12 protein-coding genes are annotated in these 13629 nt (G+C 72.1%); 6 read left to right on the top strand and 6 right to left on the bottom strand.

Translation table 11 applies throughout. From position 1 onward, the window contains the following. Positions 1-4: 4 nt before the first annotated feature. A complete protein-coding gene (locus HF999_RS03985; RefSeq protein WP_312854003.1) occupies positions 5-1132 on the bottom strand; it encodes an MBL fold metallo-hydrolase in 1128 nt (375 codons plus the stop codon). 1 nt (position 1133) lies between these two features. After that, entirely contained in the window at positions 1134-1868 is a 735-nt protein-coding gene (locus HF999_RS03990) for an enoyl-CoA hydratase (RefSeq protein WP_168544619.1), read from the bottom strand. Between the two features lie 23 nt (positions 1869-1891). Between HF999_RS03990 and HF999_RS03995 the strand changes: the two genes are divergently transcribed. Beyond that, positions 1892-2953, top strand: coding sequence for an NAD(P)-binding domain-containing protein (locus HF999_RS03995; RefSeq protein WP_168544620.1), 1062 nt, complete (start codon positions 1892-1894; stop codon positions 2951-2953). Between the two features lie 480 nt (positions 2954-3433). Here HF999_RS03995 and HF999_RS04000 read toward each other — a convergent pair whose 3' ends face one another. Beyond that, complete coding sequence (locus HF999_RS04000; RefSeq protein ID WP_312854004.1) at positions 3434-4243, bottom strand: aldo/keto reductase; 810 nt, start codon at positions 4241-4243, stop codon at positions 3434-3436. Positions 4244-4309: 66 nt separating this feature from the next. Between HF999_RS04000 and HF999_RS04005 the strand changes: the two genes are divergently transcribed. Continuing rightward, positions 4310-5818, top strand: coding sequence for a carboxyl transferase domain-containing protein (locus HF999_RS04005; protein ID WP_168544622.1), 1509 nt, complete (start codon positions 4310-4312; stop codon positions 5816-5818). A gap of 22 nt (positions 5819-5840) precedes the next feature. Here the strand turns inward: HF999_RS04005 and HF999_RS04010 are convergent, their stop codons facing one another. Then, complete coding sequence (locus tag HF999_RS04010; RefSeq protein WP_246207159.1) at positions 5841-6131, bottom strand: LuxR C-terminal-related transcriptional regulator; 291 nt, start codon at positions 6129-6131, stop codon at positions 5841-5843. Between the two features lie 209 nt (positions 6132-6340). Between HF999_RS04010 and HF999_RS04015 the strand changes: the two genes are divergently transcribed. From HF999_RS04015 to HF999_RS04025, 3 genes are all read left to right on the top strand, one after another. Further along, a complete protein-coding gene (locus tag HF999_RS04015) occupies positions 6341-10060 on the top strand; it encodes an nSTAND1 domain-containing NTPase (RefSeq protein WP_168544624.1) in 3720 nt (1239 codons plus the stop codon). Between the two features lie 71 nt (positions 10061-10131). After that, the gene (locus HF999_RS04020) at positions 10132-10401 is read left to right on the top strand and encodes a hypothetical protein (RefSeq protein ID WP_168544625.1); all 270 of its coding nucleotides are present in this window, start codon (positions 10132-10134) and stop codon (positions 10399-10401) included. A 99-nt stretch (positions 10402-10500) separates the two neighbouring features. Further along, positions 10501-11277 (top strand): hypothetical protein, encoded by a 777-nt coding sequence (locus HF999_RS04025; protein ID WP_168544626.1) that lies wholly within the window; start codon positions 10501-10503, stop codon positions 11275-11277. A 17-nt stretch (positions 11278-11294) separates the two neighbouring features. On the opposite strand, the gene HF999_RS04030 is transcribed toward HF999_RS04025, so the two are convergent. Beyond that, positions 11295-11819, bottom strand: a complete 525-nt coding sequence (locus tag HF999_RS04030) for a DUF4333 domain-containing protein (protein ID WP_168544627.1) — start codon at positions 11817-11819, stop codon at positions 11295-11297. A 109-nt stretch (positions 11820-11928) separates the two neighbouring features. Further along, positions 11929-13173 (bottom strand): Nramp family divalent metal transporter, encoded by a 1245-nt coding sequence (locus HF999_RS04035; protein ID WP_312854005.1) that lies wholly within the window; start codon positions 13171-13173, stop codon positions 11929-11931. Positions 13174-13190: 17 nt separating this feature from the next. Here HF999_RS04035 and HF999_RS04040 point away from each other — a divergent pair. Beyond that, on the top strand, positions 13191-13629 hold a 439-nt coding region (locus HF999_RS04040; RefSeq protein ID WP_210733426.1), incomplete at its 3' end, for a hypothetical protein.

The following is a 13629-nucleotide window of genomic DNA, read 5'->3' on the forward strand; positions in this document are numbered from 1 at the left end:
CAGGCTAGCGGACCCGCTCCCACCAGTCGCGCGTACCAGGCGCGATCGCGGGATCCCCGGCGCCCGCCCGGCCCGGGGACGGCGCACCGTCGACCCTGCCGCCGGGCATGGGGATCACGGTGGTGACCCCGGCCTCGTCGGCGGCGGCGCGCAGCCGCTCGACGGGCTCGGACCAGTCGTGGAAGGCCAGGTTGAAGGTGGCCCAGTGCACGGGCACGAGCGGGGCCCCCGGCTTGGCGATCAGCTGATGGATCGCGACGGCCTCCTCGGGGTTCGTGTGCACGTCGGGCCACAGCGGGTCGTACGCCCCGATCGGCAGCAGCGTCAGGTCGAACGGGCCGAAATGGTCACCGATCAGCTTGAACCGCTCGGTGAAGCCGGTATCGCCGCCGAAGAAGGCCGAGTGCTCGGGGCCGACCAGCGACCACGAGGCCCACTGGGTCGAGTTGCGGGTCAGACCGCGGCCGGAGAAGTGCCGAGCCTCGGTGCACACCACCTTGAGGCTGCGCCCGCCCCGCGTGATCACGTGCGCCTGATCCCAGTCGAGCTCGATGATCCGGTTCTCGGGGACGCCCCACGCGCGCAGGTGCCCACCGACGCCGATCGGCACACAGAAGGGCACGTCCCGGTCGCGGGTGAGCTCGTCGATCGTGGGCAGGTCGAGGTGGTCGTAGTGGTCGTGGCTGATGATCACCGCGTCGATCTCCGGCAGGGAGCTCAGCGCCACGGGTACCGGGTGCAGCCGCGCCGGCCCGATGGTGGGCGACGGCGAGACCCGCTCGCCCCACACCGGATCCGCCAGGATGCGGAAGCCGTCGACCTCGATCAGCACGGAGGAGTGCCCGTACCAGGTGACGGCCAGGTCGGAGGCCTGTTCCGGGCTCGGGTCGGCGGCCAACGGGATCGAGCCCGACGGTGCGCCCAGCCCGTGCCGCGCGCGCCCCACCACCCCGCGCGCGATCTTCGCCGCGTCGAACCGCTGGTGCGGGCTGTCCGGGTCGGTATTGGTGTAGACGGTGTCGACCTGCGCGCCCATCGACCGCTTCAGGCCGCTCGCGGCGCGCAGCCCCGCGGCGCCCGCGATCCCGGCGGCCGCGCCGGTGGCGAAGGTGACGACGGCGCCCAGCCTCACGTCAACGCCCCTGAAAGCGCGGCTCGCGCTTCTCGATCCGGGCCATGATGGCCTCCTTGAGGTCCTCGGAGTCCCATACCGCGTGCAGTCGTTCGATCTCCGCCTCCGTGGGCGGCTCCAGCGCGGCATCCGCCTTGAACAGCGCCTTGTAGTTCTGCAGCGACAGCGGGGCGAGCTTGGCGATGCCACGGGCGAACTCGAGCGCGGCCTCGCGGTCGCCGATCGCGTTGGCGAACCCCAGGTCCAGCAGCTTCTCGGCACCGATCTTCTGCGTGGCCATCAGCACGCCGCGGGCGTGGCCACCGCCGACGAGATCCTCGAGACGGCGCAGCGTCCACTTGTCGATGGTGACGCCCAGCTTCGCGGCGGGGATCGCGATCGTCGCGCGCGGGTCGAGCACGCGCAGATCGGCGAGCATCGCCATCTGCACGCCCGCCCCCACGGCCGGGCCGTTCACCGCGGCGACCAGGATCTGCTTCATCGCCTCGACCCGGCGGTAGAACCGGATCACCCGCTCCATGAAGCCCTTGTCCAGCACCGCGCCCGACCGCAGATCCGCCCCCGCGGAGAACGCGGTGCCCTGCCCGGTGAGCACGATGACGAAGACCCCGTCGGCCTCGGCGCGGTCGAACGCCGCCTCCAGTCCGTCCATGATCTCGGGGTTCAGTGCGTTCCGTGCCTCGGGGCGCTGGAACTCGATGACGGCGACCTTCTCCTCCAGCGTGTAACCAATCATGGCCCGCAATCTACCCTGGGAGGATGACACGCGTCGTGGTGGTCGGTGCTGGCCAGGCCGGACTTTCGGCGGCCTACTACCTCCCCCGGTTCGGCATCGACGACGCCGTCGTCCTCGACCACAACTCGGGTCCGGGCGGCGCCTGGCGCCAGCGCTGGCCGTCGCTGACACTGCGGTCGGCCAATCGGGTCCACGACCTGCCGGGCTGGGGCCTGCAGGACGCGCTCGGCAGCCACTGCGACGACATCCCCGCCTCCACCGGCGTCGCGGAGTACTTCGGCGAGTACGAGGAACGCTTCGACATCGACGTGCACCGCCCGGCCCACGTCGCCTCGGTCTCGCGCACGGATTCCGGGTACCTCGTCGCCGGACACGGGATCGCCGGCCCCTTCGAGTACCGCCCCGAGGCCGTCATCAACTGCACCGGCACCTGGGACAGTCCGTTCTGGCCGACGGTGCGCGGGGCCTCGTCGTTCCGCGGCGTCCAGCTGCACGCGCACGACTACCGCACCGCCGAACCCTTCGCCGGGAAGACGGTGGCCGTGGTCGGCGCCGGCATCACCGCGGTGCAGCTGCTGCTGGAGATCTCCGCCGTCGCCGACACGATGTGGTTCACCCGCCGCGAGGTGCAGTGGGACGCCACGCCCTTCGACCCGGACAAGGGCCGTCGGGCGGTGGCCCGCGTCGAGGAGCGGGTGCGGGCCGGCCTGCCGCCGGGCTCCGTGGTCTCGGTGACCGGGCTGCCGCTCACGCCCGCGCTGCGCGCCGGCATCGAGTCGGGGGTGTTGGTCCGGCAGCCCATGTTCCGCGAGCTCACGCCCGACGGTCCGCTGCTCGCCGACGGTTCCGTCGCTGCGGCCGACGTGATCCTGTGGTGCACCGGCTTCCGCTACTCGATGGATCACCTGGCGCCGCTGGGACTGCGGTCGCCGGGCGGCGGCATCGTCATGACCGGACGGCTGGCGACCGAGGTCGCCGGCGAGCCCCGGTTGCACCTGTTGGGCTACGGCCCGTCGGCGTCGACCATCGGCGCGAACCGCGCGGGGCGGGAGGCGGCGCGGGCGGTGGCCGAGGCGATCGGCTGAGCCGTGCGCGCCGGGATCTCCGGGCCGGGTCCCTCGTTCGGTGCGCGCCCTTCCGGCTCGCCCATGAAACCGGTCGCGCGGGCAGCTCTCGGATGGTGTCCGATCCGGACATTGCGGTGAGTGTGGTCTTCGCGTTGCGGTGTTTCGCTTCGCCTGCGGCCGCAAAGTGCTTCGAAGATGTGCGGGCCGGCGGATCAGGTGTCGTCCCCCGCGCGGCACCGATCCGCGGCTGATACGTTCGCTCCCACATGAGGCGCCGATCGTGAGATAGGGGGTCGGCCGTCCCGCACGCGGCGCCGATTCCCCCACGAAAAGCCATACCTCCCCCGCCCGAAGCCGTCTCCGCCCACGCACGACAGAACCGGCGGGAGGCTGCGGGACGCGGCGGACTGTCCGAATCGGACAGAATCCGAGAGTCGAACGGAGGGGAGGCATCGTCGAACCCCGGGGACCGCGCGGCGGCGCCCCGGGGCCGGGTGATCAGCGGAGGTTGAACTCCGCCGGGTCGGGGCCGATGCGGGAACCGGAGATCGCGCTGATCCGCGCGACCTCGTCGTCCGACAGCGCGAACCCGAAGACATCGAAGTTCTCGGCGATGCGCGAGGGCGTCACGGACTTGGGGATCACGACGTTGCCGAGCTGCAGGTGCCAGCGCAGGATCGCCTGGGCGGGGGTCACGCCGTGGGCCGCGGCGATCGCGGTCACCGTCGGATCGGCGAGCGACTCGCCCTGGCCCAGCGGCGACCAGGCCTCGGTGGCGATGCCGTGCTCGGCGTGGAAGGCCCGCAGCTCGTCCTGCGGCAGGCCCGGGTGCAGCTCGATCTGGTTCACGGCCGGGGTCTCGCCGGTCTCGTCGATGACGCGGCGCAGCGCGTCGACGGTGAAGTTGCTGACGCCGATCGCCTTCGCCCGCCCGGAGGCGCGGATCTGCTGGAAGGCCTTGAAGGTGTCGACGTACCGGTCGTACTCGAGGACGGGCCAGTGGATGAGGTAGAGGTCCACGTAGTCCGTGCCGAGCCGGCCGAGGGAGGCGTCGAAGGCGCGCAGGGTCTCGTCGAAACCCTGGTCCGAGTTCCACAGCTTGGTGGTCAGGAAGACCTCGTCGCGGGCGAGCCCGCTCTCGGCGATCGCCCGGCCCGTGCCGGCCTCGTTCTCGTAGACGCGAGCCGTGTCGATCGACCGGTATCCGACGCGCAGGGCCTCCGCGACGGCATCGCGGGCACCGTCGTCCGACACCTGCCAGACGCCGAAGCCGAGCTGGGGGATGGAGGTTCCATTGTTGAGCTTCACGTTGGGTACGGTCATGACCTCGGCAACGCGTCCGCCGGCCGCAGTGTTCCCAGTAACCTGAAATCCATGGCGATCACGGTGCAGGACCTCATCGATGCAGTCCTCGACCGCGGTACCTTCACCAGCTGGGACGGCCCGCTGCTCGACGTGCATCCCGACGCCGCGTACGCCGCGGACCTGCAGCGCGCCCGGGAGACCTCGCACCACGACGAGGCCGTCATCACCGGCGAGGGTCGCATCCGGGGGCAGCGGGTGGCGCTCATCGCGTGCGACTTCGCCTTCCTCGGCGGATCGATCGGCGTGGCGGCCGCGGAGCGGATCGTCTCCGCCGTCGAACGCGCGACCGCCCTGCGCCTGCCGCTCCTCGCGACCCCGACCTCCGGCGGCACCCGCATGCAGGAGGGCACCGTCGCCTTCCTGCAGATGGTGAAGATCTCGGCCGCGATCACGCTGCACAAGCAGTCCGGCCTCGTCTACCTGGTGTACCTGCGCGACCCCACGATGGGCGGCGTCTTCGCCTCGTGGGGCTCACTGGGGCACGTCACCATCGCCGAGCCCGGCGCGCGGATCGGTTTCCTCGGCCCACGGGTGTACGAGGCGCTGCACGGCGAGCCCTATCCCGACGGCGTCCAGACCGCGGAGCACCTCTTCGAGCGCGGACTGATCGACGGTGTCGTGCCGCTGCGGTTCGTCCGGCTGCTCGCCCACCGCACCCTGCGGGTGCTGGCGGGCGCGCAGGACGCCGACCCGTTGGCGCCACAGCTGGGCATGCGCGAGGAACTCGCGGCCGGCGATGACGGCGCGTCCGCCTGGGACTCGGTGCGGATCAGTCGCGAGGTCGGGCGGCCCGGGGTACGGGCCTTCCTGCGGCACTCCGCCACGGATCGGTTGCCGCTGTCGGGCACCGGGGAGGGCGAGACCGACCACTCGCTGCTGTTGTCGCTGGCGCGGGTGCAGGGCTATCCGTGTGTGGTCGTCGGGCAGGACACGACGCGCGCCGAGGGCCAGGCCCCGCCGCTGCTCGGCCCCGCGGCACTGCGGGCCGCACGGCGCGGCATGCGGCTGGCGGCCGAGTTGAACCTCCCCCTCGTGCTGGTCATCGACACGTGGGGCGCGGCGCTGTCCCCCGAGGCCGAGGAGGGCGGCCTCGCCGGGCAGGTGGCGCGCAGCCTGTCCGATCTGGTCACCCTCAGGGTCCCGACGGTGTCCGTCCTCCTCGGGCAGGGGACGGGCGGCGGGGCGCTGGCGATGCTGCCCGCCGACCGGGTGCTGTGCGCGCAGCACGCATGGCTCGCGCCGCTCCCGCCGGAGGGCGCGAGCGCGGTGGTGTTCCGGGACATCGAGCACGCCGCCGAGATGGCGCGCAAGCAGCGGATCCGCGCCGCGGACCTACTCGCCGACGGCATCGTCGACCGGGTGATCCCCGAGCGCCCGAACGCGGCCGATGAACCCACGGAGTTCTCCCGCCGCGTCGGACTTGCGGTCAGTGAATCGCTCGCGGAGCTCTCGCTCATCCCGGATTCGATCCGGATCAGCCGGCGCCTGGACCGCTACCGGTTCCTCGGCACCCCCTGAACGGAGCGCGTCCGGGGGCGCGTCACCAATCCCGCAGGTCGGTGTAGCCGTCCTCGAGCATGCGGGCGAACAGCGCCGTCTTGGACCGGGCGTCGCGGTGCGCGGCCGTGTACTTGGCGCGAACCCGCGCGATGTGCGTGGCGACGGTGGCCGGGCTGATGAAGAGCCGGCTCGCAGCGCCCTCCTTGGAATCACTGGCGAACCACGCGAGCAACACCTCGACCTCCCGCGCGGAGAGCGGAGGCCTCATCGGCGGCGTGCGCTGCGCGGTCGGCCGATCGATCAAGCGGTCCGAGTTCTCGACCGTTTCCATGACCACCATAAACACCCCACTTCGATTGTTTCCCCTATCCGCCCCGGCGGATCTTCTCGGTCAACCCTCGCATCGACGCCCCCGAATTCCCCGATCGCACGCATTCTTCGTACGATCTCCGTACGACGACCAGGCTCAATGGCGACATTCAGAGGGGAAGTCAGGAAATGGCATCCGAGGAGAATCAGCCTTCGCGGCCCGATCCAGGTGTGGTCGACTCCCGCGCCGAGCTCGGTGCCGCGCTCCGGGATCTGCGTGACGCCGCAGGTCTGACGGTGCGCGAGCTCGTCGAGCAGGCCGACGGATACCTGGGCACCGTCTCGGGCTGGCTCTCCGGCGCCCACGCCCCGACGGCGGCGAACCGGGATCTGTTCGACCGTGTATTGGCCGTGTGCGGAGTTCCGGAATCGGAATTCGGAATGTGGTGGGACGCGGTGACCCGCGCCCGAGTTCGTTCGCGCACGAAAGCGCCGACTCCATTGAATTCTTCCCCATACCGAGGTTTCGAGGCATTCGAGATAGCGGACGCGAAATACTTCTTCGGGCGGGACGAGGACTCCGATGTACTGCGCCGGAGAATCGACGCCATCGCGGCCGGCCGGGCGCCGCGCCATCCCGTCGTCGTGGTCGGCGGCAGCGGCATCGGCAAGTCCTCGGTGGTGCGGGCGGGCCTCGCCCGGGCGTTCGACGATGCCGACGGTGCGGCGGGCTGGGATCACGTCGTGATCACGCCCGGCATCGATCCGATGGCCTCCATCGACGAGGCGCTCGCCGCGCTGCGCGAGCGATCGGCGACGCATCCCGTCCTCGTGATCGATCAGTTCGAGGAGATCTGGACGCAGGGAGCGGGCGGCGACGCCCACGCCGTCCTGACCCGCGTCCTCGACCTCGCCGCCGCCCCGCCCGTCGTGGTGCTCGTGCTGCGCTCGGACTTCCTCGACCGGCTCGTCGCCCAGCCCGGCTACGCCACGACGGTGGAGGCGGGCCCCGTCGTCGTCGGACCACTGGACCGGGCGGGCCTGCGCGCGGCGATCACCGGGCCCGCGGACCGGGCATCGCTCACCGTCGAGCCCGGGCTGGTGGAGCTCCTACTCGACGACGCCGAGGCCACCGGCGACGCCGCGGGCGTGCTCCCGCTGCTCTCCCACTCCCTGCTGACCACGTGGGAACGGTCCGGGCGGTCGCGGCTCACCGTCGACGGGTACCTCGAGACGGGCCGCCTGACGGGGGCCGTGGAGAAGAGCGCGGAGGCGGTCCACGACGGGCTCGACGAGGCCGGGCGCGCGACCATGCACGACCTGCTGCTGAGCCTGATCAACGTCGGCGCCGACAGCGTGACCCGGCGCATCACGCCGGCCGCCGAGCTCGAGCTGGATCCCGACGCCGAGGCGGTGCTGGACCGTTTGGTCGAGGCGCGGCTGGTCACCGTCGGCGACGACGGTGTGCAACTCGCCCACGAGGCGCTCGTGCGAGCCTGGCCCCGGCTGTCGCAGTGGGTCGATGAGAACCGTGCCCGCCTGCGCCTCGAGCACCGGATCCGGGTCGCGGCGGCGCACTGGACGCAGGCCGGCGAGCCCTCGACGCTCCTGCTCTCGTCCGGGATGCTGGACCTCGTCGAGTCACTGTCCGCGGAGCGCCCGAGCAGGTGGGGCGACGCGGAGCGCCGAATGATCGCTCGCAGCGCGGAACGCCGCGAGCAGCGGCTGGCGGGCGAGCGGCGACAGGTCCGCAAGCTCCGTGCGGTCGCGATCACGGCGGCCGCATTCGCGGTGATCGCGGCACTGGCGGCGACGATGGCCTGGATCGGGCTGGCCAACACCGCCCGCGCCCGCGACGCCGCGGCACAGGCGCACGACGAGTCGACCAGCCGCCAACTCGCACTGGAGTCCCGCCGGCTGCGGCCCCGCGACTCGGCCCTGGCCGCGCAGCTGGCCGTCGCGGCGTACCGGATCTCCCCGACCGTCGAGGCCCGGTCCAACCTGCTCGACACCCTGTCGGATCCCCTGGCCACGCGGCGGATGATCGGCGGCGCCTTCGAGGTCGCGTCGGCTCCGTCCGGCACGGTCGTCGCCGTCCGCGGCGAACGCCGAGTCGACCTGTACCGCGTCGCGACCTACGGCCTCGGCGACCGGATCGGCGGGACCGACATCGATCCCGGGTCGCTCCCGGGATCCGGCCTGTCGTTCACGCCCGACGGCACGAACCTCCTCATCGGCACCGGCCGCGGCGTGCTCACCGTGGACGTGCACGACGCGGCGGCCCCGAAGCCGGGAGGCGTCGTCGACGTGGGTCGGCCGGTGGTCCGGCTGTCCGTCGCGGGCGACGGGCGCACGATGCTCGCCTCCCGCGCCGACGCCCCTCCAGTGCTCGTGCAGCGCGACGGCCGCACCGTCCAATTCCCGGACGACGGCTACGCCGAGACCCAGGCGGCGGTCGCGCTCAGCGCCGACGCCCGGCTGGCCGCGGTGTCGGCGCCGGGGCGGGGCATCGGACTGTGGGACGTCTCCGGCCCCGTTCCCGTCCGGCGCGGCGATCTTCCGCTCAGCGGAGCGTCGAACCAGGCGGTCCAATTGGCCTTCCACGGGACCGCGCTCGCCGCGGGTCTGCGCAGCCGCGAGGCGATCATCGTCGACGCCGCCGACCCGGCGGCACCGGTCCTGCGCCGGACCGTGTCCGGGTTCACCAGCTACGTCAACGACGTCGAGATCTCGTCCGACGGTGCGCGGCTCGTCGCCGCGAGCTCGGACGGCCAGGTCCGGGTGGTCCCCCTCGCCGGCGGCGACCCCGAACTCGTGTTCACCGGTCCCGAGCCCATCGGCGTGGCGACCGTCGCCGGCGACACCGTACTCGCGGCGGCCGACGGTGGCGTCCTGCGCAGTTGGCCCCTGCGCACGGCGGCGACCACGCTCGGGTCCCGCGGCGTGTTCCAGATCCCCGTGGACGGCTCCGAGGTGCTGGTGGCCAACGGCGGCCCCGACTCCGCCGTCGGCCAGTGGCGCACCGCGCCCGGGCCCGAGCTGCTCCGTTCCGGGCCGGACCTGGCGGCACCGTCGGGCGATCTGTTCTCCGGCGCACTGGCGGTGACGGGCGACGGGAAGGCGGCGCTCGGCACGGCGAGCGGCCTGGTGTACCTCGCGGACCTGCGCGACCGCGCACACCCGCGGCTGTCCGCAACGGGGGCACCGGCGCTCGGGTCGATCGTCGAGACGGTCGCCGCCTCACCCGACGGGCGCACCGCCCTGGTCGGCGGGCTGTCGACCCCGCGGGTCGCGGTGCTCGACATCGCGGACCGCACCGCACCACGCGTCGTCGGCCAGCTGGACCTGGCCGACGGCGTACCGTCGGTCGGCTTCCTGGACGACCGGACGGCGGTCCTGGGGACCGCCGGCGGCGATCTCATCCGGGTGGACCTGCGCGAACCGGCGACGCCCCGGATCGTGCGCACCACGCACGTCTTCGACGCATCGGTCGCCGCCCTGGCCGTCGCACCCGACGGGCGCACCCTGCTCCTCGCCGCGTCGGGCGGCGGTCACCTCGCGCAGGTCGACGTCCCGGCGGACGCCGACCCCCTGATCACCCGCTTCGGCGGGCCCAGCGGCTCGGTCAGCGGGGCGGCCTACTCCCCCGACGGCACGCGGCTCGTCGTCGCTTCCAGCAGCGGCGAAGCGCGCCTGTACCACCTGTCCGACGGTGCCATCCCCGTGCGGGAGGCCTCCCTCACCGTGGACGGCGCGATCCTCTACGACGCCCGGTTCACCGGCGACGGCTCGATGGTCGTCGCGTCCGGCAACAGCGGTCGCCTACGCACCTGGGACCTGAACCCGCAGCACGTCATCGACGCCGTCTGCACGTCCCACTCCGCACCCATCACCGCGGAGGAGTGGGACCGCCTCGCCCCGGGTGAGCCGTACTTCCAGCCCTGCGCGTGAAAAGCGTCCTGGCCGCGTGTCATCCGATCGGGTGATTGCGGGATTGCCAGCGCTGTCGGACAATTCGTTCCATGTCGCCGTCCGACCCGGTCGTGGACCGCGCCCGAGTGGCCGCGGCGTACTGCCGGATCCAGCAGCGCGGCAAGGACTCCTTCGACTGCGCACGGTTCCGAGAGCTGTACCGGCACTTCTTCTCCCGTGAGCTGACCGAGGACGAGCTCGACCATCAGCTGCTCGGCTACGCGTGCGCCGATGCCCCGACGCTGATCGACTACGTGCGCCACCTGGAGTACCACCTGCTGCGCCACGAACGACGACACCGCCCGAGGACCTCGTTCTGACCGCGGCCGGTCCCGAGATTGATTCGTTCGGAGGATAGCGCCGACCACCGCTCGTCCCGCAGTCTTGATGCGCCCCGTCTCCAACAAGTAAGGCGCACTATGCATCTCGCTCTTCGCGGCCTGGCAGCCCTGGCTGCCGCCGCCACCGTGTCCACCCTCGCCGTCGGCGTCGCCGAAGCCGCACCCACCGGTCGCGTCGTCGCCGCGACCCAGAAGATGACCGGCCCGTCGCTCAAGACCACCCAGGTCGGCACGTATCCGGCGGGCACCCGCGTCACGCTCCAGTGCTACGAGCGCGGGCAGTCCGTCAAGGGCGCACTGAGCCGATACCACGGCAACGGCGGCTGGGACGACCTCTGGTACAAGACCTCCGATGGCGTGTACGTCGCCGACATCGACATCGAGACCGGCAGCAACAACCCCGTGACCGGTGCATGTTCCCCAGCTCCCGCTGCTCAGCCCGCCCCCGCCGCACAGCCCGCCCCGGCTGCATCGTCGTCGAAGGTGGACCGGGCGATTTCATGGGCGAACAGCAAGCTCGGATCGCAGAAGTACGGAAATCTTTGCTCTCAATTCGTCCAGGAGGCGTACGGGCTTGGTAGGCAGGGAAACGCGATCGACTGGTACAATCGTGCCGCCTCGAACGGGCAGATCCACCGGGATACGAACTTCCCCCGTGGCGCGATCGTCTTCTCCAAGTCGTCCATGGACGGCGGACTCGGCCACGTCCTGATCGCCCTCGGCGGCGGCCGGTTCATCTCGGGCGGCGTCTGGCCCGGATTGCGCAACGGCAACGGCTCCACCGTCCAGATCCTGAACAGCTGGAATCCGACACCGGGTGCCATGTACCTCGGGTGGATCGCGCCGCCGGCCTGACCCGCCACCCGTTCCGATCACCCCGCGACGGTGACGCCCCACTGCACACGCGTGGGGTCCACCGCCGCCACGCGGACCGTCACCGGATGCCGGGCCCCGTCGGAGGTCAGTGCGCAGTTCTGCGTGGCACCGACGATCCCGGACAGCGCCCCGTCGCAGGTCAGAGCCTCGACGGGGCGCTCGCGTGCGAGGACCTCGCGCGTGCGTCGCTCCAGCTCGGACACGGCGACCCGCCGACCGGACTGCGGCGCACCGTCGACCACCGAGTCCCAGTCGACCCGCTCACCGTCGACGCGGGTGACCGTGAGCGCCACCGCGAAGCTCTCGCCGGCGCGGTTCAGGGTGCAGGCCTGCGCGGCCCCGACCTCGGCTTTGAGCCCGCCGTCACAGTGCAGGCTGTCCGACGGTGCCGCCGCCACCTTCGCGAGCGTGCCCGACTCGACCTGCTCGCGAGAGACCTCGGCCGGCGCGAACAGCGACCAGCAGGCCAGGACCGCGACACCGGCCCCACCGACCACCACTACTAGTGCACGCACCGCCATGTCGACGCTTACCTCCGCAAACGATCTGCGCTTGCTTCATGATTCAATTCTCCTTATTGAATCATGAGAGGTGTGCGATCTCAAGACCGCCGCGCGGAGGCGCCGCGGATCAGCCGGTGACGGTCAGGTAGATCAACGCCGCGTTGAGCACGACGATCAACACGCCCGCGCCCGCGGATGCCCAGCGCAACGGCGGACCGTCGACGAACTCCCCCATGAGCGAACGGTCAGAGGTGTAGCACCGCAACGGGAGCAGCGCGAACGGGATGCCGAAGCTGAGCACCACCTGCGAGATGATCAGCGCCTCGGTGGGCGGAACCCCCAGCGCCAGTACGCCGATCGCGGGGATCATCGTGACCAGCCGCCGGATCACCACCGGGACCCGCTTGCGCAGCAGGCCCGCCATGATGGTGCCGCCGGCGTAGCTGCCGACCGACGTGGACGCGAGCCCCGAGGCCAGCAGGCCGACCGCGAACAGGCCGGCGACGACCGGGCCGAGCGCATCGCGCACCGCGGCGTGGGCCCCTTCGATCGAATCGGTGCCCTCGCGCCCGTGGAGTGCGCTCGCGGCGAGCACCAACAGCGCGATGTTCACCGCGCCCGCGATCACCAGGGCGAGCACGACATCGATCCGCGTGACCTTCAGCAGCCGGCGGGCGCGCTCGACCCGCGCCTCCGCGGGGGGCGCGCCGTGCCGATCCACCACCAGCGCCGAGTGCAGATAGATCGCGTGCGGCATGACCGTTGCGCCCAGCATCGACGCCGCGAGCAGCACCGTCTCCGTGCCCTGCAGTCGCGGGACCAGTCCGCTGAGGACGGCGGCACCGTCGGGCGGCGCGACCACCAGGCCCGCGAGGAAGCCCACCACGATGATCGCGAGCAGGCCCATGATCACCAGCTCGAACCGGTACTGCCGGCGGCCGTCCGCGAGCACCAGGAGCGCCGTCGAGATCACCCCGACGATCAGCCCGCCCCACACCAGCGGCACCCCGAACAGCAGGTTCAGCGCCAGTGCGCCGCCGATCACCTCGGCGATGTCGGTGGCGGCGGCCACCAGCTCGGCCTGGCCCCAGAACACCAGGCGCGCCCGCCGCGGCAGTCGGTCGCCCAGGACCTGCGGCAGTGACCGACCCGTCACGACGCCGAGCTTCGCCGACTGGTACTGGATCATCACCGCCATCACGTTGGCCAGCACCAGCACCCAGACGAGCAGGTAGCCGTACTTCGCGCCCGCCGTGACATTCGCGGCCACGTTGCCCGGGTCCACGTACGCGATGGCGGCCACGAACGCCGGGCCGAGCAGCATTGCGCCGCGCAGAGCCGTCGGCCTCCGGGATTCGGTCTTGGTCAGCACACGCCAAGGTTATCCGAATGATAAGTTTCGGACAACCGAAACCTGATCTCGGTCATGCCCGCGGCGTCCGTGCCGCCGGGCGCTACGTCGCGGGGGCCACCGTGGTGGTCGTGACCGGCGCCTGCACCGTGGTGCGCGGCGCGGTCTGCGTCGGAACCTCCCGGGTCGGCACGGGGACCGGAACGGTGGTCGTCGGAACGGGCGCGACGGTCCGCGTCGGGACCGGCACCGTCGTCGTCGGCACCGGCGCGACGGTCCGCGTGGGCACCGGAACGGTCGTCGTCGGGGCCGGCGCGACCGTGGTCACCGGAGGCGCCACCGTCGTGGTGGGCACCGGCGCCACCGTGGTCGGGGCCGGGGCGACGGTCGTGACCGGCGGCGCGAGCGTCGTCGTCGGGGCCGGGGCCGGGGCCGTCGTGCTCGGCGCCGGTGCCGCGCTGGTCGGCGGCGTCGTCG

The sequence above is a fragment of the Tsukamurella spumae genome, assembly GCF_012396015.1.
GTDB classification, from domain to species: Bacteria; Actinomycetota; Actinomycetes; order Mycobacteriales; family Mycobacteriaceae; genus Tsukamurella; species Tsukamurella spumae.

What these genes read in the sequence shown, in the direction of transcription:
- HF999_RS03990 (WP_168544619.1), bottom strand. Translation starts at nt 1,868, where the DNA reads ATGATTGGTTACACGCTGGAGGAGAAGGTCGCCGTCATCGAGTTCCAG.
- HF999_RS03995 (WP_168544620.1), top strand. Translation starts at nt 1,892, where the DNA reads ATGACACGCGTCGTGGTGGTCGGTGCTGGCCAGGCCGGACTTTCGGCG.
- HF999_RS04005 (WP_168544622.1), top strand. Translation starts at nt 4,310, where the DNA reads ATGGCGATCACGGTGCAGGACCTCATCGATGCAGTCCTCGACCGCGGT.
- HF999_RS04010 (WP_246207159.1), bottom strand. Translation starts at nt 6,131, where the DNA reads ATGGAAACGGTCGAGAACTCGGACCGCTTGATCGATCGGCCGACCGCG.
- HF999_RS04020 (WP_168544625.1), top strand. Translation starts at nt 10,132, where the DNA reads ATGTCGCCGTCCGACCCGGTCGTGGACCGCGCCCGAGTGGCCGCGGCG.
- HF999_RS04025 (WP_168544626.1), top strand. Translation starts at nt 10,501, where the DNA reads ATGCATCTCGCTCTTCGCGGCCTGGCAGCCCTGGCTGCCGCCGCCACC.
- HF999_RS04030 (WP_168544627.1), bottom strand. Translation starts at nt 11,819, where the DNA reads ATGGCGGTGCGTGCACTAGTAGTGGTGGTCGGTGGGGCCGGTGTCGCG.